Annotated in this window: 18 protein-coding genes; 11 read left to right on the forward strand and 7 right to left on the reverse strand. The window is 37.1% G+C overall.

Going from position 1 to position 18,392, the window contains the following annotated elements; genetic code table 11:
• Nucleotides 1-194: 194 nt before the first annotated feature.
• Nucleotides 195-1,412: a DNA polymerase IV gene (gene dinB, locus B5X53_RS03955; protein ID WP_079711943.1), complete on the forward strand. Its 1,218-nt coding sequence runs from the start codon at nt 195-197 to the stop codon at nt 1,410-1,412.
• Entirely contained in the window at nt 1,412-4,384 is a 2,973-nt protein-coding gene (locus tag B5X53_RS03960) for a DNA polymerase III subunit alpha (RefSeq protein WP_079711944.1), read from the forward strand. Before dinB ends, B5X53_RS03960 begins: the two co-directional genes overlap by 1 nt.
• 207 nt (nt 4,385-4,591) lie before the next feature.
• Here B5X53_RS03960 and B5X53_RS03965 read toward each other — a convergent pair whose 3' ends face one another.
• Together B5X53_RS03965 and B5X53_RS03970 are read right to left on the reverse strand one after the other, a co-directional pair.
• Complete coding sequence (locus tag B5X53_RS03965; RefSeq protein ID WP_079711945.1) at nt 4,592-5,536, reverse strand: phosphoribosylaminoimidazolesuccinocarboxamide synthase; 945 nt, start codon at nt 5,534-5,536, stop codon at nt 4,592-4,594.
• A gap of 158 nt (nt 5,537-5,694) precedes the next feature.
• The gene (locus tag B5X53_RS03970; RefSeq protein WP_079711946.1) at nt 5,695-6,648 is read right to left on the reverse strand and encodes a PhoH family protein; all 954 of its coding nucleotides are present in this window, start codon (nt 6,646-6,648) and stop codon (nt 5,695-5,697) included.
• A 219-nt stretch (nt 6,649-6,867) separates the two neighbouring features.
• Here B5X53_RS03970 and B5X53_RS03975 point away from each other — a divergent pair, with 219 nt between their 5' ends.
• The 5 genes from B5X53_RS03975 (at nt 6,868) to dnaN (ending at nt 11,751) form a co-directional block, all read left to right on the forward strand.
• Entirely contained in the window at nt 6,868-7,707 is an 840-nt protein-coding gene (locus B5X53_RS03975; RefSeq protein ID WP_079711947.1) for an SAM hydrolase/SAM-dependent halogenase family protein, read from the forward strand.
• Nucleotides 7,704-7,997 (forward strand): putative quinol monooxygenase, encoded by a 294-nt coding sequence (locus B5X53_RS03980; protein WP_079711948.1) that lies wholly within the window; start codon nt 7,704-7,706, stop codon nt 7,995-7,997. Before B5X53_RS03975 ends, B5X53_RS03980 begins: the two co-directional genes overlap by 4 nt.
• A 24-nt stretch (nt 7,998-8,021) precedes the next feature.
• Nucleotides 8,022-8,759 carry a gliding motility-associated ABC transporter permease subunit GldF gene (gene gldF, locus B5X53_RS19120; protein WP_198550753.1) on the forward strand — a complete coding sequence of 246 codons (738 nt, stop codon included), beginning with the start codon at nt 8,022-8,024 and terminating at the stop codon, nt 8,757-8,759.
• Between the two features lie 3 nt (nt 8,760-8,762).
• On the forward strand, nt 8,763-10,433 hold the full coding sequence (gene gldG, locus B5X53_RS03985; RefSeq protein WP_198550754.1) for a gliding motility-associated ABC transporter substrate-binding protein GldG: 1,671 nt from the start codon (nt 8,763-8,765) through the stop codon (nt 10,431-10,433).
• A 199-nt stretch (nt 10,434-10,632) separates the two neighbouring features.
• On the forward strand, nt 10,633-11,751 hold the full coding sequence (dnaN, locus tag B5X53_RS03990) for a DNA polymerase III subunit beta (RefSeq protein ID WP_079711949.1): 1,119 nt from the start codon (nt 10,633-10,635) through the stop codon (nt 11,749-11,751).
• 87 nt (nt 11,752-11,838) lie between these two features.
• Here the strand turns inward: dnaN and B5X53_RS03995 are convergent, their stop codons facing one another.
• Nucleotides 11,839-12,177 (reverse strand): DUF4870 domain-containing protein, encoded by a 339-nt coding sequence (locus tag B5X53_RS03995; protein ID WP_079711950.1) that lies wholly within the window; start codon nt 12,175-12,177, stop codon nt 11,839-11,841.
• Between the two features lie 124 nt (nt 12,178-12,301).
• Here B5X53_RS03995 and mnmE point away from each other — a divergent pair, with 124 nt between their 5' ends.
• Nucleotides 12,302-13,705: a tRNA uridine-5-carboxymethylaminomethyl(34) synthesis GTPase MnmE gene (gene mnmE, locus B5X53_RS04000; protein WP_079711951.1), complete on the forward strand. Its 1,404-nt coding sequence runs from the start codon at nt 12,302-12,304 to the stop codon at nt 13,703-13,705.
• A 652-nt stretch (nt 13,706-14,357) separates the two neighbouring features.
• Here mnmE and B5X53_RS04010 read toward each other — a convergent pair.
• The gene (locus B5X53_RS04010) at nt 14,358-14,738 is read right to left on the reverse strand and encodes a hypothetical protein (RefSeq protein WP_079711953.1); all 381 of its coding nucleotides are present in this window, start codon (nt 14,736-14,738) and stop codon (nt 14,358-14,360) included.
• Nucleotides 14,739-14,971: 233 nt separating this feature from the next.
• Between B5X53_RS04010 and B5X53_RS04015 the strand changes: the two genes are divergently transcribed.
• Together B5X53_RS04015 and B5X53_RS04020 are read left to right on the forward strand one after the other, a co-directional pair.
• Nucleotides 14,972-15,193, forward strand: coding sequence for a hypothetical protein (locus B5X53_RS04015; protein ID WP_079711954.1), 222 nt, complete (start codon nt 14,972-14,974; stop codon nt 15,191-15,193).
• 423 nt (nt 15,194-15,616) lie between these two features.
• A complete protein-coding gene (locus tag B5X53_RS04020; protein ID WP_079711955.1) occupies nt 15,617-15,934 on the forward strand; it encodes a hypothetical protein in 318 nt (105 codons plus the stop codon).
• Between the two features lie 133 nt (nt 15,935-16,067).
• On the opposite strand, the gene B5X53_RS04025 is transcribed toward B5X53_RS04020, so the two are convergent.
• From B5X53_RS04025 to B5X53_RS04035, 3 genes are read right to left on the reverse strand one after another with little or no spacing between them, the layout of a single operon-like run.
• Nucleotides 16,068-16,460, reverse strand: a complete 393-nt coding sequence (locus B5X53_RS04025; RefSeq protein WP_079711956.1) for a sensor histidine kinase — start codon at nt 16,458-16,460, stop codon at nt 16,068-16,070.
• 46 nt (nt 16,461-16,506) lie between these two features.
• Nucleotides 16,507-17,337 carry an IS3 family transposase gene (locus B5X53_RS04030; RefSeq protein ID WP_079711957.1) on the reverse strand — a complete coding sequence of 277 codons (831 nt, stop codon included), beginning with the start codon at nt 17,335-17,337 and terminating at the stop codon, nt 16,507-16,509.
• A 23-nt stretch (nt 17,338-17,360) separates the two neighbouring features.
• Nucleotides 17,361-17,636, reverse strand: coding sequence for a transposase (locus tag B5X53_RS04035; RefSeq protein WP_079711958.1), 276 nt, complete (start codon nt 17,634-17,636; stop codon nt 17,361-17,363).
• A 139-nt stretch (nt 17,637-17,775) separates the two neighbouring features.
• Between B5X53_RS04035 and B5X53_RS04040 the strand changes: the two genes are divergently transcribed.
• Nucleotides 17,776-18,111, forward strand: coding sequence for an endonuclease/exonuclease/phosphatase family protein (locus tag B5X53_RS04040; RefSeq protein ID WP_394341613.1), 336 nt, complete (start codon nt 17,776-17,778; stop codon nt 18,109-18,111).
• Nucleotides 18,112-18,392 lie beyond the last annotated feature (281 nt).

Here is an 18,392-nt window from a genome sequence, read left to right on the forward strand (position 1 = left end):
TTTTAAGTCGGCAAAATTACTAAAACTATCAAGTTTAACCTGTGAGATTTTAATAATAAAAGAGCTTTGATTTTGATTTTTTCAGAATAATCAAGCTGGAAAATTCTTTTCAAAATTTAACGAAGTGGAATTATTTTGAGTGTAGATATTTCATAAATTTGGAAAAAATCCTATAAAAAGGAAATAATCCAAATATGAAGAATAAGTCTATTTTACATCTGGATCTCGATGCATTTTTTGTTTCGGTAGAGCGTAAGCAAAATTCCGAATTAGAAAATAAACCGCTTATCGTAGGCGGAATGGGCGATCGTGGAGTAGTAGCAGCCTGTAGTTATGAGACGAGAAAATTTGGAGTACACTCGGGAATGGCAATGAAAGTTGCCCGGCAGCTTTGTCCGCAGGCCACCGTAATTAAGGGTAATGCGAGTACTTACACCAAACATTCCCACGAGGTTACCGAAATTATTAAGAGCCAGGTGCCCAGTTTTGAAAAAGCCAGTGTAGACGAGTTTTATGCCGATTTGAGTGGAATGGATAAGTTTTTCGGGATCAATCAATTTGCGAGGGAGTTGAGGCAAACTATTATTAAGGAAAGCGGCTTACCAATTTCTTTTGGACTTTCGCAAAACAAGGTGGTTTCCAAGATCGCAACGGGAGAAGCCAAACCCAATGCTGAAATTGTAATTCCGCATGGAAATGAAAAAGTTTTTCTTGCGCCCTTAAGTGTAAATAAAATCCCGATGGTAGGCAATAAGACGTTTCAAAAACTATTGAATTTAGGCGTTAGGGAAATAAAAACCATACAGGAAATGCCGGTGGAAATGCTGGAAAGCGTTTTGGGAAAAAGCGGAAGAACTATCTGGAAACGCGCCAATGGCCTGGATGATTCGCCAATTATCCCGTACCACGAAAGAAAATCTATCTCTACCGAGCGTACTTTTGGCCGCGATACCATAGATATGGTGCGCCTGCACGCCACGCTGGTGGCAATGGCAGAGAGTCTCGCATACCAGCTTCGCCGTGGTAGTAAACTCACCAGTGTGGTAAGTGTGAAGATCAGGTATTCCGATTACCAGACGCATTCCAAGCAGGTAAAAATCTCCTATACCAGCGCCGATCATATCCTTATTCCCAAAGTTGAAATGCTCTTTAAACAACTTTACTCTCGGCGTTTGCTGATTAGGTTGATCGGTGTGAAATTTAGCGGACTCGTAGGGGGAAATTACCAGATTAACCTCTTTGACGATTCTGAAGAAATGCTGAATTTATATAATTCCATTGATAAGATTAAGGAACGTTATGGGGAACACAGCGTGATGCGCGCGGTAACGCTAGGCACCAAAACCATTGGCCGTATGGCGAATCCGTTTAACGGCGAACCGCCCATAGTTCTCGCCCATAGAAAACAATAATGATTTATTTAAATTGTCATACCTGGTATTCTTTGCGCTACGGGACCTTTTCGGTAGAAAAGCTCTGCGAACTTGCTCGCAAATTTAACGTTGAATCTTTAGCGCTTACCGATATTAATAATACTTCGGGTTGTCTGAATTTTATAAAAATTGCGTCAGCTTACGGTATAAACCCAATAACGGGAATAGATTTTAGAAATGGAGCAAAACAACAATATATAGGAATTGCAAAGAATAATGAAGGATTCAGGCAGTTGAACGAACATTTATCACAGCAGCTTCATTCGAAAAAAGAGTTTAAATCTGAAGCCCCTGGATTGCCTGATTGTTTTATTATTTATCCTTTTGAAAAAGTGGTAGCGAATAAAAAATTCAGTTTTAAAGAAAATGAATTTATTGGAATTTCGGTTGAAAGTCTGCGGAAACTTAAATTTTCTAAATACCTGGAATTTAAAGATAAACTGGTGTTGTTACAAAGCGTGAGTTTCAGAAATAAGCGCGATTATAACGCGCATCGTTTGTTGCGAGCCATAGACAACAATACGTTGCTTAGCAAGCTTCCTGAAAGCGAGCAGGGATCTTTTGCCCACCAAATGATACCTTCAGAAATTATCGCTGCGGAATTTGAGGATTATCTGCATATTCTGGAAAATACCCGGGAACTGGTAAAAGACTGCCGGGTAGATTTTGAATTTGGAAAAGAACAGAACCGAAACTTATTGGTTTCAGGCGAAAGTCCTGAAGCTGATGTTGCTCGACTAAGAAAACTATGTGATGAAAATCTTTTAAAACGTTATCCGAAAGCTGAAGCAAAGGTTTTAGAACGGATGGAAAAAGAACTAAGAGCTATTATAAAACTCGGTTTTGTCTCCTATTTTTTGATCAATTATGATATTGTAAGCTATGCCCGTTCACGAAATTTCCCATTTATAGGGCGCGGGAGTGGGGCCAATTCTATTATCGCTTATATCATTGGAATTACCAATGTAGATCCTGTGGAGCTGGATTTATATTTTGAGCGTTTTATTAATGAAAGCCGAAGTTCGCCGCCCGATTTTGATATAGACTTCTCATGGAAAGACCGCAACGAGGTAACCCGGTTTATATTTGAGAAGTACAAGTTCACCGCGCTGATGGGAACTTATGTCACCTTTAAACGACGTGCGGTAGCCCGGGAACTGGGGAAGGTTTTTGGTTTGCCTAAAGAGAATATCGATAAACTCTCGGCTGGATTTTTCAATATAAATGAACTGGATAAATTAGAGAAACTGGTGCTGAGATATAGTGCTTTAATTGAGGGGTTTCCTAATTATTTGAGCGTGCATTCCGGCGGGATTTTAATTCTGAATAATAGCGTTTATAATTATGCCGCTACTTTTTTACCGCCCAAGGGTTTTGAAACTATCCAGATAGATATGAATATTGCCGAAGATGTGGGAATCCATAAATTTGATATCCTCGCTCAACGCGGACTTTCAAAAATCACTGATACTATTGAAATTATAAAGGAAAATCAGCCAGAAGCTGAAATTGAAGATATAGATAATATTGATGTTTTTAAGGAAGACCCGGAAATTAATGAGTTGCTAAAAACAGGCGATTGTATGGGAGTTTTTTATGTAGAATCTCCTGCAATGCGTGGCCTTCTCACCAAACTGCAAACCGATAATTATTTGAATCTGGTGGCGGCGAGCTCTATCATCAGGCCTGGTATTTCCAGCGGGGGAATGAAAGAAGAATATATAAAACGACATCGCGATCCTTCGCGAAGAAAACAAGGGCATCCTGTGATGCTTAGAATTATGGAAGATACCTACGGAGTTATGGTGTACCAGGAAGATGTGATGAAAGTGGCCCATAAATTCGCCGGACTTAGTTTTGAAGATGCCGATGTGTTGCGCCGGGGAATGAGTGGCAAGAAAACCTCTAAGGGCCAGATGGAACGCATTGAAGCAAAATTCAGGGATAATTGCAGGCAAAGAAATTATAGCGAAAAGATTATTGATGAGGTTTGGGAGCAAATTTCTTCTTTTGCGGGGTATGCTTTCCCCAAGGGGCATTCTGCTTCTTATGCGGTAGAGAGTTATCAAAGTTTGTATTTGAAGAAATATTTCCCGTTGGAATTTATGGTGGCAGCGCTTAATAACGGCGGCGGATTTTACGATGTGGAAACCTATATCCAGGAGATTAGAAAATGTGGCGGAAAGGTGCATCCACCCTGCATCAACAATAGTGACCATCCCAATAAAATTTATGGAAAAGATATTTATCTGGGCCTGGGATATATCAAAGAACTGGAGACTAAAACCGTGCAGCAAATCCTTGAAAACCGTCAGTTTTTTGGCGTTTTTAAGTCTTTTGATGATTTTATAGACCGGGTAAATATTTCTATAGAGCAACTGAGTATTTTGCTGAAAATTGATGCGTTTAGGTTTACTAAAATAGACAAGCATCATTTGCTGTGGAAAGCCCATTTTAAGCTGAACGCTACAAAACCGGCGGTTAAACAGGAAAAATTGTTTGCTACACCCCATCGGGATTTTGAACTTCCACGGTTTCAATATTCAGCATTGATAGAGGCTTTTGACCAATTGGAGTTGCTGGGTTTTCCGCTTTGTTCGCATTTTAAATTGCTTAAAAATCCTATTGAAGAGTCGGTGATGGCAAAAAAATTAAAAGATTATGTAGGAAAGGAAGTTTTGATTTATGGAGCGCTTATTACAGCCAAGAAAACCGGGACTTCCAACGGAAAGTATATGTATTTCGGGACTTTCTTTGATGGGGAAGGAGATGTGTTCGATACGGTCCAGTTCCCTGCTACCGCAGAAAAATATCCACTTCGAAGCAAAGGAATCTATAAATGCTACGGGACCGTGAATAACGAGCTGGATTATATCTCTATCAGTATAAAATGGCTGCAACGCCAGGATACTTTAACTGATCCCAGGTTGATAGGGTATCAGTTTTCTTAAGGCTTTAAAAAGTCTTGTTTTAGTCAAGCTATCCCGAAAGTTGTCGGGATTATTTCAGTCTCTAACTAGTTAACAATAAAAACTTCTTCTAAACGTCATCCTGAACTTGTTCCAGGATCTAACATGAGAACAGAAGGTTTGAACTTCCCCTCAATTTAGACCCCGAAATAAATTCGGGTGACGGTATCGAAAAAAATAGTTGAACTTCTATTTCAAGTACTCCAGCACATTTTTTTCAATGCGTGGTTCAATATTACTGATGTCGCTTTTAATAAAAGTTTCGCCGGTGATTTTTTCGTATAATTCCATATATCTATCAGAAACTGATTGGATATATTCATCGCTCATTTCGGGAAGAATTTGCCCTTCTTTTCCCTGGAAGTTATTTTCAATAAGCCATTGCCTTACAAATTCTTTTGATAATTGTTTTTGTGGCTCACCTTTGTCCTGTCTTTCCCGGTAGCCATCGGCATAAAAATAGCGGGAGGAATCCGGGGTGTGGATTTCATCAATTAGAAGAATTTCTCCATCAGCGTTTTTCCCAAATTCGTATTTTGTGTCCACTAAAATTAATCCTCTTTTTGCGGCGATTTCGGTACCACGTTTAAAAAGATTCCGGGTATATTTTTCAAGAATTTCGTAGTCTTCTTTAGAAACAATAGCACGTTTTAAGATTTCTTCTTTTGAAATATCTTCATCGTGGTCGCCCTGTTCGGCCTTGGTGGCGGGTGTGATAATCGGCTCAGGGAATTTATCATTTTCCTTCATTCCGTTAGGCATTTCTACCCCGCAAAGCATACGTTTTCCGGCCTTATATTCGCGCGCGGCGTGACCGGCAAGATATCCGCGAATAACCATTTCAATTTTAAAAGGTTCGCAAGCCTGGCCAACCGCAACATTAGGATCTGGAGTTGCTTCCAACCAATTGGGAACTAGATCTCGCGTGGCTTCCATCATTTTTGTTGCGATTTGGTTAAGGATTTGTCCCTTGTAAGGAATTCCTTTTGGCATCACCACATCAAAAGCCGAAAGCCTATCGGTTGCCACAATTACGAGCTTGTTGTTTTTTAAAGTATAAACATCCCGCACTTTACCTTTGTAAACATCGGTTTGGCCAGGAAAATTGAAATCGGTTTTTATGATGGTATTCATTAGAATTTATTCTGAATTTGGAGATTGAATAATATGATTTAAATGTATCTCAATAAAATGTCACGTTGAGCGCAGTCGAGACGTTTTTGATTAATTCTTCGACTCCGCTCAGGGAGATAAAAACTATTTCAGTTTTTTAAAAGGATAAGCATAAATTATTACTCTGTATGTTCAATTTCTTTATAAGCTGAAATAATTTTCTTCACCAATCGGTGTCTTATCACATCTTTATCGTCCAGGTAAATTATTCCTACTCCTTTTACTTCTTTTAATATCAGTAAAGCTTCTTTTAGACCTGAAATCACCCTGCGCGGTAAATCTATTTGCCCGGGATCTCCGGTGATCATAAACTTGGCGCTTTTACCCATTCGGGTTAAGAACATTTTCATTTGTGCGTGGGTGGTGTTCTGGGCTTCATCTAAAATTACAAAAGCGTTATCTAAAGTACGGCCACGCATAAAAGCAAGCGGTGCAATTTGTATCACTCCTTTTTCTATAAATGAATCCAGTCTTTCCTGCGGAATCATATCGCGAAGCGCATCATAAAGCGGCTGCATATAAGGATCCAGTTTTTCCTTTAAATCGCCGGGAAGAAAACCAAGGTTTTCACCTGCCTCAACCGCGGGACGGGTAAGGATAATTCTGCGGACCTGTTTTTCTTTTAAAGCTTTAACGGCAAGCGCAACACCGGTATAGGTTTTTCCGGTTCCTGCGGGACCAATGGCAAAAACCATATCGTTTTTCCGCATTAATTCAACCAGTTTTCTTTGGTTTGCAGTCTGGGCTTTTACTAATCGGCCTCCTACACCGTGAACCAAAACTTCACCGCTTTCATCTGAAGTTTGATAATCTGAACTTTTCTCACTGGTTAGCACCCTTTCAATCACATTTTCGTCCAGTTTATTATACTTTCCAAAGTGCTCCATAAGCATCGTGATGCGTTCATCAAATTCTTCCAGCATTTCCTCGTCACCAAAAACCTTAATTTTGTTTCCGCGGGCTACAATCTTCAGCTTAGGAAAGTACTTTTTAAGAAGTTCAATATTCTCGTTTTGTTGCCCAAAAAATTCGCGGGGATTAATCTCAGAAAGTTCAATTACAATTTCGTTCAAAGGCTTATGGTTTTAGTTGAAAAACAATATCAAAATATTTTTATTTATAGTTATTCTTTATTTGTTGCTACTAAGTTTTAATGCTAATTTTGGCAGTTGGAAGATAAGTTCGCATACCTGACTTTCTTTTTCAAAAGAAACAATAAACTTAACTTCGCTTGCTATACAAACTTACATAAAATAAGCGCTTACAAGTTAAAAAAATATTAACAATCACCTATGGCTATCATTACTTTAACCACCGATTTTGGCGAGAAAGATTACTTTGTGGGAGCGGTTAAGGGAGCTATTTACAGCGAATTAAAAGATGGTAGAATTGTTGATATTTCACATTCGGTTTCCCCGTTTCATATTAGTGAGGCCGCTTACATTATAAAAAACGCTTATAATAGTTTTCCGAATGGCAGTATTCACATAATTGGGATCGATTCAGAATTTACTCCAGAGAATAAGCACCTGGCCGTTTTACTAGACGATCATTATTTTATTTGTGCCAACAATGGGATTTTATCTTTGCTAGCTTCAGAAATTAAACCTGAGAAAATCGTGGAAATCAATATCCACGATACTATTGAAACCAATTTTCCTGTTTTAGATGTTTTTGTGAAAGTGGCTTGCCATTTAGCTCGAGGCGGAACTTTGGAAGTTATTGGAAAAAATATTAGTGAAATAAAGTACCTGAAACAGTTTGAACCCGCTATTAATTCGGAAAAAAACCAGATTGTTGGCCACGTGCTTTACATTGACAATTACGGAAATGTGGTAACTAATATTAGTAGGAAGCTTTTTGATCAGGTTGGTAAAGGAAGAAATTATTTAATTAGTGCCAGAATGGTTACTTTCCCCAAAATTTATGAAGCTTATTCTGACTGGATTAATTTTGAAGTTGAAAAGGAGAACAGGGGAGAAGAAGATGGCAAAAAACTTGCATTGTTCAATTCTGCCGGGTATATAGAACTGGCAATTTATAAAAGCAACCCCTCCACGGTTGGCAGCGCGTCTACGCTGTTTGGCCTGGAACATCGCGATACGGTAACTATTAAATTTGAAGAAAAATGATACACAGAATTGTGAAAATGGAATTTGATCCTGAAAAAGTGGAAGAATTCCTTTCTAATTTTGAAAAGAACAAAAAGAAAATCAGGACATTTGGTGGCTGCTATAAACTTCAATTATTGCAGGACCAGGACAATACAAACATCTTTTTTACGTATAGTTACTGGGTAGATGACCCCTCTTTAGAACGTTACCGTAATTCAGAATTATTTAAGGATGTGTGGGCAAAAACCAAAGTACTTTTTAACGCCAAACCTGAAGCCTGGAGTACCAATATTATAAGTAGCCAATAATTTAATTTAGAATCACATTTGCCAATGCTGGCCATTTTAAACAAAGAAATAAATTCCTTTTTTTCGTCTCCAATTGGTTACCTGGTCATCGGAATCTTTTTGGTGGTTTGTGGCTTGTTTTTATTTGTTTTTACCGGAGATTACAACATCCTGGATAATGGTTTTGCCGATGTTAAACCATTCTTTAATCTCGTACCCTGGATCTTTATTTTTCTTATTCCGGCGATTACCATGAAAAGTTTTTCTGAAGAAAAACGGCAAGGAACCATGGAGCTTTTGTTAACCCGTCCCATTGGTTTTACACAACTTATTCTTGGAAAATATTTTGGCGCTTTAATCTTGGTGATTTTAGCGATTTTACCCAGTATTTTATATGTCATTACTATTCACCAACTGGGAAAGCCTGTTGGAAATTTTGATTTAGGTGCCACCCTGGGTTCTTATTTAGGATTAATTTTTCTGGCGGGCTGTTATACAGCCATAGGGATTTTCGCATCTTCTTTTTCCCAAAATCAGATCATTGCTTTTATTATTGCGGTCTTTTTATGCTTTCTAAGTTTTTTCGCTTTTGAAGGATTGGGAAACCTGGATCTTTTTGGGAGCACTAATTATGGTGTGGAATATCTTGGGATTAGTTTTCATTATCAGAGTATTAGCAGGGGTGTGATAGACACCCGGGATATTATTTATTTTTTAAGTTTTATCGTGCTGTTTCTGAAACTAACGCAGATAAGGTTAATTTCAATTCAGAAAAAATCTTAGGCGGTGAAATATCAAAACACATATAAAGCTGTTTTTCTGTTGCTCATTGCTATTCTGGCTATAAACTTTTTAGCTGCAAATTTTTTTGAACGTATAGACCTAACCCGTGATGGGCGTTATACTCTATCTCCCGCTGCGAGGGAAATTGTTTCAGATGCCGATTCGCCCATTGTTATTGAAGTTTTTTTAGAAGGAAATTTCCCTTCAGAATTTAGACGACTTCGGAATGAAACCCGGCAAATGCTGGAAGAATTTTCAGCATATAACAGTAATATTAAATTTATTTTTACTGATCCTTTAGAAGAAAGTAATGATGCTGAAGCTACCGCACAGAAATTTTATGAGGATGGAATGCCGCCTGCGCGGGTAAGCGTTCAGGAAAGCGGAAAAAGCTCTGAAGTTTTGATTTTTCCCTGGGCTGTGGCCAGGCTTGGTTATAAAAAAGTGCAAATTCCTTTATTAAAAAATAAACTCGGCGCAACCGATGAGGAACGGGTTTCCGGCTCAGTGCAGCAACTGGAATATGCTATTGCCAATGCGCTGAATAAATTGGTTTATCCACGTGATAAGAAAATTGCAGTGATGCGAGGGAATGGGGAATTGCCCGATGCACAAATAGCCGATTTTATTAAAACGCTGCAGGAATATTATTTTATGGCGCCATTTACTTTAGATTCGGCCGCGGTGAATCCTCAAAAAACGCTTCAGCAATTAAAAGAATATGATTTAATTATCGAGGCTAAACCCACCCAGGCTTTTACCGAAAACGAAAAATATGTTTTAGACCAATATACGATGAGTGGCGGTAAATCGCTTTGGCTTACTGAAGCCGTAGCGATGGAAACCGATAGTTTGATGAACCCATCAGGGAAGACTTTTGCTTTGCCACGCGACCTCAATTTAGGCGATTTCTTCTTTTCCTATGGCATTCGTATTAACCCGGTTTTGATCAACGATATTTATTCGGCACCGATTATTTTAGCCTCAGGACAGGGAAAAAACACGCGCTTTAATCCGTACCCCTGGTTTTATAGTCCCTTGACGACTTCACCTAATGACCACCCGATAATCAATAATATCGAAGCGGTGAAATTTGAATATGCCAATCAAATTGATACACTTCAAAATAATATTGATAAAACCATTTTATTAAGCAGTTCGCCGCAAACCAGGCTGGAAGGTACCCCGCGCGAAATTAGTCTGGAGATGGTGAGTAGGGAACCCGATTTGGCTTCGTACAATGATGGTGAACAACCGCTGGCCGTTTTACTTGAAGGCGAATTTACTTCGGCATATAATAACAGGATTAAACCCTTTGAAATTGAAAATCCACGGGATGAAAGTCCCGAAACAGGAATGCTGGTAATTTCAGATGGGGATGTGATTAAAAATGATGTACAGCGCGGCGAACCCCTGGAACTTGGTTTTGAACGTTATACCGGGAATACTTACGGGAATAAAGAATTTTTACTGAATGCTGTAAATTATATGCTGGACGACAGCGGACTTATAGATATACGCAGCAAGGAAATAAATATAGCCTTTCTGAACGATCAAAAAGCGGCTGAGGAACGGGAAAAATGGCAGGTGATTAACCTGGTCCTGCCTTTAATTTTTCTTGGGATTTTTGCCTTCGGATTTAATTATTTTAGAAAAAGAAAATACCTAAAATAGCTTTCCTATACTTCAATTTTTAGTAAATAAATTCAACATATTAACAATCTTAATTTTTTTATTCGTTTTAATGTATTTAAGATCAATGTTTTATATTCAATTTTAATGTTTTGGATGTTAATAAAAACTCCGCGCTACAGGCTCAATTTTTAATAGATTAAAATATATTTGTATTGATTTCTAATTAATCACAAAGCCGATGAAATTTATTGTATCCAGCAGTTATTTGCTGAAACAGCTTCAAATATTGGGTGGGGTTATTAACAACACCAACACCCTTCCAATTCTAGACAATTTTTTATTCGATCTTAAGCAAGACGAGCTTACGGTTTCTGCCTCAGACCTTGAAACTACAATGTCTGCGAAACTGAAGGTAGAATCAGATTCCGAAGGAAAAATAGCAGTGCCTGCAAAGTTGCTTTTAGACACGCTAAAGACTTTTCCGGAGCAGCCCTTAACTTTTGTGGCGGAAGATAACAACACTATAGAATTAAGCTCTAACCACGGTAAATATGCACTTGCGTATGCTGATGGTGAAGAATTTCCGAATCCGGTTGAATTGGAAGACCCCAGTAGTACGGTTTTGGAAGGAGATATTTTGGCCACTGCAATTAGCAAAACTATTTTCGCTTCAGGAAATGACGATCTTCGTCCCGTGATGAGCGGAGTTTTCTTTCAGTTTACTACTGAAGGATTGACTTTTGTGGCTACAGATGCACATAAATTAGTGAAATATCAACGGGAAGATGTTTCGGCCTCACAGGCTTCAGATTTTATTATGCCTAAAAAACCGCTAAACCTTTTAAAAGGAATTTTAGCCGGTAGCGAAAGTGAAGTGCTTATTGAATATAACGATTCTAACGCAAAATTCACTTTTGATGACACGCAGTTAGTCTGCCGTTTAATCGATGGAAAATATCCAAATTACGAAGCGGTAATTCCTAAGGAAAATCCGAATAAATTAACTATTGAGCGTAACCAGTTTTTAAGTTCTGTACGTAGGGTTTCTATTTTCTCAAATAAAACCACGCACCAGGTACGTTTAAAAATTGCAGGTGCTGAATTAAATATTTCTGCGGAAGATGTAGATTACAGTAATAAGGCCGAAGAGCGTTTAACCTGTTCTTACCAGGGTGACGATATGCAAATTGGATTTAACTCGCGTTTCCTTACTGAAATGCTCAACAATTTGACTTCAGATGAAGTGCAATTAGAAATGAGTTTACCTAATCGTGCGGGAATCTTAACTCCGGTAGACGGACTTGATCCGGGAGAAAAAATCACCATGCTGGTTATGCCGGTGATGCTTAATAATTAATATTGAGTATAGAGAATTGAGGATATAGAAAAAGGCAGCCGACTGGCTGCTTTTTTTGGTTAGGCTAAAATTTAAATAACAATTTTTTTATTTTATAATTTCAATAGTTAGCGGGTAATTCGGGATTTCCCCGTTACTTACCTTAATCGCATTTACTATAGGAAGAACCAACATAATAATTGCAATTCCGATTAAACCGATAAATCCGAGACCGAATAAAAAGATAAGCGGAACACAAATGAGACCATAAATAAACATACTTATTTGAAAATTGATGATCATTTTTCCGTGGAAATCCATTCCTGCAACTTTATCTTTTTGGGTTAGCCAAAGGATTAACGGCACTATAAATCCGCCGATTCCCGTCACTAAATCCAGTAACTGACTTAAGTGGGTGATAACGAGCATTTGGTTGTCTTCTCTCATTTTTCTTTGATTGATGTGATGTCTCTTTTATTAATAGACGATTCTTTTCGCTGTTTGTTACAATTTCCTACTGTTCTTAAATTTAAAACTTCTTACAAGCTACTGAATTTTTTACCTTTGCTTTATGAAATTAAACGACACTATTATAGCGCTTGCCACACCATCGGGAGCCGGTGCTATATCAATTATCAGGGTTTCGGGTCCTGAAGCTCTTGCTATCGTATCCCCGCTTTTTAGAGCAAAAAGTAAAAAGAAACTGGAAGAGCAACCAACTCATACCCTTCATTTAGGAAATTTAATGGATGGCGATCGTACCTTAGATGAAGTTTTAATTTCAGTATTTAGAGCGCCAAAATCTTACACCGGCGAAGAAACAATTGAAATTTCCTGCCATGGGAGTCCGTATATCCAGCAGGAGATTATCCAGTTAATGATAAGAAAAGGTTGTCGCTCTGCGGAAGCGGGGGAATTTACGATGCGGGCTTTTTTAAACGGAAAAATGGATCTTAGCCAAGCAGAAGCCGTAGCCGATTTGATCTCTTCTGAAAACCAGGCTTCGCACCAAATGGCCATGCAGCAAATGCGCGGCGGATTTTCTAATGAAATTCATCGTTTACGCCAGGAATTACTTGATTTTGCTTCGTTAATTGAGTTAGAACTGGACTTTTCTGAAGAAGATGTAGAATTTGCCAATCGGGATCAGTTTAAAGAATTAGTGGCCCGAATTCAGCAGGTTTTAAAACGACTTATCGATTCTTTCGCTACCGGAAATGTACTTAAAAATGGAATTCCCGTCGCGATTGTGGGCGAACCAAATGTTGGAAAATCTACCTTGCTGAATTCACTTTTAAATGAAGAACGAGCCATCGTTTCTGAAGTTGCGGGTACAACCCGGGATTCAATTGAAGATGAAATGAGTATTGGCGGAGTAGGGTTTCGGTTTATTGATACAGCGGGAATTAGAGAGACGGAAGATGTGGTGGAAAGTATTGGTATAAAAAGAACTTTTGAAAAGATAAGTCAGGCGCAGGTAGTTGTTTATCTTTTAAATGCAGAAAAATTTAAAGCTGAAAGTTCAAAATTCAAGGTTGAGATTAAAAAGATCCATAACCAATTTCCTCAAAAACCCCTGGTTGTGATCGCCAATAAAGTAGATCAACTAACGGAAAAAGAGAAAGAAAGTTTATCCAAAAACTTAAACGAACTGGAAGGTGCGAGTTTACAGTTAATTTCGGCAAAAACAGGAGAAGGAGTTGAAGAACTTAAAAGTAAACTTCTTGAATTCGTGAATACTGGTGCATTAAGGAACAACAACACTATAGTAACTAATAGCCGGCATTATAATGCACTTTTAAAAGCCCTTGAAGAGATAAATAAAGTAGAAGAAGGTTTAAATAACGATCTTTCAGGAGATCTTTTAGCTATAGACATTAGAGAAGCTCTGGAATACTTTGGCGAAATCACCGGCCAGGTCACCAACGACGAATTATTGGGGAATATTTTTTCTAATTTCTGTATTGGCAAATAAATAAGTAATTTTATTTGATATCAAATGACATCAAATAGAACCAATTAGCATTAAATAATAATGAAATAGAGGCTTTAGAACCGCTATTAATTTTTGATACTTTTCCTTTTTTCTATCTTTAGTATACTAATTTTCACACCTTTATTACACTTCGATGTTAAAATTTGTATTTGATTATGTAGCTCTGGAAAAATGCTTACTCAGGATAATATTCAAGATGTAGATACGAAAAATTTTCACCTGGTTTTTCAGAACGTTTTCAAAAATGTACTCTAGGATACCATTTTCATTGTTCAACATTTAAAATAAAAGGGAAGGAGTACGATATTGGTACTCTCATATTAGAATTTCGACCAGGCACCATTTTCGGAAGCTGACCGATTACATGTTTTAATTCCTGAAAAATTGTGGGATGGGGTGCATTAATAGAGAGAACTTGGACAACCCCTTCAGGATTAACTCTGAATTTGAGATAAGTTTTATATATTCCTGGAAAGGTGATTTTGTTTCTGATTTCAGGGTCGAATTCAACTTGCACAAATTCTTGAATCTTTTCAATTGTACATTTCTTTCTTTCCTCTTCTGAAATTAAATCCTCGCAACCAGGGAAAATAGGAACTTCATCGACCGCATGAAATGGGAATTCTGGTGTTTAAACATCATTCTCTCTTGAATTTGAAGGTTGGCTTTTTTTCGAACTCTCAATGATAACTTTGCCGGATTCTGGAGAGAAATTGTAAGTAACTGTAGTCATTCCGTCTGTGATAGAAATATTTCTAATCTCTCTAGCTTTCAGTTTGTTTAACGCATCTTGTATTCGTTCCTTTTCTAATAATGTCGGTTTATCCAGATATCTAACTTTCAGAAAAATGGAAGTCACTTCGGATGCTTCTGTTTTGGGTTTCTGATCTTGAAAAGTATTCTGCGCACATAATATGCTACCAGATAAAACGATTATAAAAAGGAACGGGAAAAAATACTTCATCTTTAAATATTTTATATTCACAAGAGCTTTTGAAACCGGTGCTAACATCGAGTTTAAATTAATATAATAATTTAATTACATTAGGCTTTTTAACATTATATTGCTATTCAATCGGATTTAGTTTGTTAAAAATTTAAAGTTTTTGACAGTTTGAAACTTTGAGCATAGGTTAAAGCTTATAAGTATAATGGCTACGAGCGCTAATGTTTTATGGATTGTTCTATTTTTTCTTTGTTTAATTCTCTAAAGGGATTATAACCTTTTTAGCCAATCGTTATTTTTTGCTTTCTCCTCAAGGAAAAAGCGTACTTAAAAGCTGTATAATCCGCCAGAACGGCAACTACCTATATGATGGACTTCAGGGGGGTCAGCGTGCTCCAGTATATCCACCAAACGCTCGTGAATTTTATGAAAATCTTTCTAAAGCATTCCTTGGTAATACGATGACAATTAAAAACCTATTTATTACTTCAGAAATGGTGGTTAGGCCAGATGGTAAATAATATAATTACAATTCATTGAAAAATGCTCCTATTCGTAGACTGGTTTCAAAAAACAACCAAGCTTTGGATAGCATTTTTAAAAAACTAGATTAATTATAATTATTCAGAATATCTTTTAAACTTGGGTTTGCCGAAGTAAAATTTATATCTAATCAAATTGGATAGGCTCCTAAAAACAATGATAATAGCACCTTATCAATTTCGGTTGTTCGTTTTCGTAATTTTTTAAACTAGTGGAAATGGTAAACAGAAATTGCGCGGTTTATTTACCCCGTTGGAAAGGTAAAATAATACTTATGTCAAAATTTCTTACTTTAATGACATTTGTTTAACGCAACCAATTAAGAAGTAGTGCATCTTATAAATATCACCAAGGTACATTTAGCCCTCTATTATGTAGTAAGTTGAATTGAAACAAAAGTTATGGAACAAATGAAAAAAATATTCTTTTTTTGGCTTGTTATTTCAATGAGCACAAGCTGCGATATAGGTACAGAGATTTGTGAAAAAGGAAAGGCCGCAAAGCTGTATTATACGCCTGACTGCGCAACAATCAATGGACACATAATACTCGAAGGAGGTAATAAAACTTATGTTTTTCAACACGAAATCGATGAACAATTCCAGGGTACTGGAATTGATGTCTGTGTACAGTATGAAATTGAACCAGAACCTATACCACTAACGGCCGAGTGTACTCAAGCAGATGTCATTACTATAATCCACTTAAAAGAGAGGTAATGACTATTAACAATCCGAAGGCAAGTACCTAACGGACAAAAAGAATATTGATGAATATATATTTTTGGGGTATAAGTAACGAAGAAAGTTTAATTAACTGAGACGATCAAACTAAACCTGATTATAGAACTTATTAAAGAATTGATGTTTTGGTAGATGCTGTATTTTCTTTAAAAATTAAACTAATTAAAGTTCCTTTATTTTCCATACTATTAACTTGAATTTTCCCGCCGTGTAAGGTCATTATTTGTTTAGAAAGACTTAAGCCTATACCACTTCCTTCTTTTTTAGTGGTGAAAAATGGAATGAATATCTGATCTTTAATTTCTTCAGGGATTCCTGGACCATTATCTGTAACAGAAATTATTACTTGTCCATCAAATTTCTTTACAGCATAAACCTTTACTTTCGGATTTGGAGTATTTTCACAGGCTTCCATTGCGTTTAATACCAGGTTTATTAATACCTGTTCTAATAAATAGGCATCGGCTTCTACCTTTAAATTAGAATCTTGAAGAACCCCCATTTGTTAGGACAGCTTAGCCGCTAAATTAAGTTCTATTTTTCATTTTTTAAGCAGCATTTCTTTCTTGTTGTAAATATCGGTTGATAGGTATTTCATTTTCTATACCCTGGTGCCTTCGTCTATGGTTGTAAAAATCAAAGTAGTCTCGGAGTTGCCGGTATAAACCTACCCCGGATTCCGGAGGATTGAGATAGATGTTTTCATATTTCACACTTCTCCATAAGCGTTCTATAAAAACATTATCGATAGCTCTTCCTTTCCCATCCATACTTAATTTAATATCCCGAGAGCGTATGCTACCCGTAAAGATCTCTGAGGTAAATTGGCTGCCCTGGTCAGTATTAAAGATCTCCGGCTTCCCATGAAGACGGATGGCTTCTTCCACAGTTTCTTTGCACCAATGGGCATCCATGGAATTGGATACCGACCAGTTTAATACATAGCGGCTATGGAGATCGATAACGGCAATCAAGTACATAAAACCTTTTCGCATTGGAATGTAAGTGATGTCAGTTGCCCAAACCTGATTGGGACGTTCTACTTTGAGATTTCTTAAGAGATAAGGATAAACCTTATGCTTTTTGTGTCGCCGTGAAGTATGCTTACCAGGCATAATAGCCTGGAGGCCCATCACTTTAGAATAGAGGCGTTCAATACGTTTTTTATTAACCTTGTATCCTTTGTCCATGCTAAGCCAGGTATGCATCCGTTTGGCTCCTTTAAAGGGATGATCGGTATAATGTTCATCCATCAATCGCATAAGTTCTAGATTAAGTTTGCTTTCTCCACGGGGTTTATAATAAAGACCACTACGATGGATTTGCAATAGCTTACATTGCCGCTGGAGGCTAAGTTTGGAATGACCCTTGCTAATCATTGTTCGACGCTCTTCTAAAGGTTTTAGCGCAAGGCGTTTTTTAAAAAATCATTCTCCACTTTAAGCTCTCCAATGACTTTAAGAAGCTGGTCTTTCTTTTCCTCTGCTTCCGATTTTTTTGATTTTTCACCTTTGGAAAAAACAGTATCGGCCTCATTAAGGAAATCGCGTTTCCAGGTACCTATTTGCTGAGGGGTGATTTCAAATTTTTGTGCAAGCTCCTTGACAGTTTGCCGCTCCTTCAAGGCTTCAAGGACTACTTTCGTTTTAAACTTGGATGTGAATTTTCTTCGTGTCATAATACAGTAAAATTAAGGTTATTTTTGAACTTAACTTACTGTCCTAATTTTTTGGGGATGATCAATAAATAGCAAACCATCAATAGTTGGCGATTTACAAGTAGAACATGAGAAGTTCTCGTTAATAGCAACCCATCCAATTCCACCACTTAGCCAAACAACATTCGATAACAGAAATATGCAATTAACTAATATAATTAGTAAAAGATCTCAGTATTCTTCTAATCTTATAATAGCTGGAGATTTTAATACTTCTTCCTTTTCAAACCATTTCAAAATCCTTTTAAGTAATAATTTAAAAGATAGTAGAGTCGGTTTTGGATTATTACCCACCTGGCCGGCAAATTATGGTATTTTGCAAACAACTCTTGATCATTTTTTAGTTTCAGATGATTTACAAGTTATAGATAGATCAACCGGTCCAAATATAGGTTCTGACCTTTTACCGATTAATATGATAATTGGAATAGAATAATCCGGGCAAAAAGAAAAATTGAAATAAATTAAATAAGGCAAATTATTGGTTTTTGTTATTATATAATTATCAATTTCATGAATGACTAATTATTTAATAATATTTTTTTGACGTTTTCTGACATGTTAGAAATGGCTTGTACCTAGTTTACACCTCAACTCAGATTTTCTACTTTTAACCAGTTCGTAAATCGGTAGGAGGTCACATCGCAATTGTTACAATTACATCATAATATAAAGGTTTTACGGTTTGTAGAGTATATTGTAAAAAGTATAAAAAGA

The sequence above is a fragment of the Salegentibacter salinarum genome (assembly GCF_900168115.1).
In the GTDB taxonomy this organism is placed as follows: domain Bacteria; phylum Bacteroidota; class Bacteroidia; order Flavobacteriales; family Flavobacteriaceae; genus Salegentibacter; species Salegentibacter salinarum.

Coding starts and splice junctions, on each gene's coding strand:
- dinB (WP_079711943.1), top strand. CDS start 195: ATGAAGAATAAGTCTATTTTACATCTGGATCTCGATGCATTTTTTGTT.
- B5X53_RS03960 (WP_079711944.1), top strand. CDS start 1,412: ATGATTTATTTAAATTGTCATACCTGGTATTCTTTGCGCTACGGGACC.
- B5X53_RS03965 (WP_079711945.1), bottom strand. CDS start 5,536: ATGAATACCATCATAAAAACCGATTTCAATTTTCCTGGCCAAACCGAT.
- B5X53_RS03975 (WP_079711947.1), top strand. CDS start 6,868: ATGGCTATCATTACTTTAACCACCGATTTTGGCGAGAAAGATTACTTT.
- B5X53_RS03980 (WP_079711948.1), top strand. CDS start 7,704: ATGATACACAGAATTGTGAAAATGGAATTTGATCCTGAAAAAGTGGAA.
- gldF (WP_198550753.1), top strand. CDS start 8,022: ATGCTGGCCATTTTAAACAAAGAAATAAATTCCTTTTTTTCGTCTCCA.
- dnaN (WP_079711949.1), top strand. CDS start 10,633: ATGAAATTTATTGTATCCAGCAGTTATTTGCTGAAACAGCTTCAAATA.
- B5X53_RS03995 (WP_079711950.1), bottom strand. CDS start 12,177: ATGAGAGAAGACAACCAAATGCTCGTTATCACCCACTTAAGTCAGTTA.
- mnmE (WP_079711951.1), top strand. CDS start 12,302: ATGAAATTAAACGACACTATTATAGCGCTTGCCACACCATCGGGAGCC.
- B5X53_RS04010 (WP_079711953.1), bottom strand. CDS start 14,738: ATGTTAGCACCGGTTTCAAAAGCTCTTGTGAATATAAAATATTTAAAG.
- B5X53_RS04020 (WP_079711955.1), top strand. CDS start 15,617: ATGGAACAAATGAAAAAAATATTCTTTTTTTGGCTTGTTATTTCAATG.
- B5X53_RS04025 (WP_079711956.1), bottom strand. CDS start 16,460: ATGGGGGTTCTTCAAGATTCTAATTTAAAGGTAGAAGCCGATGCCTAT.
- B5X53_RS04030 (WP_079711957.1), bottom strand. CDS start 17,337: ATGATTAGCAAGGGTCATTCCAAACTTAGCCTCCAGCGGCAATGTAAG.
- B5X53_RS04035 (WP_079711958.1), bottom strand. CDS start 17,636: ATGACACGAAGAAAATTCACATCCAAGTTTAAAACGAAAGTAGTCCTT.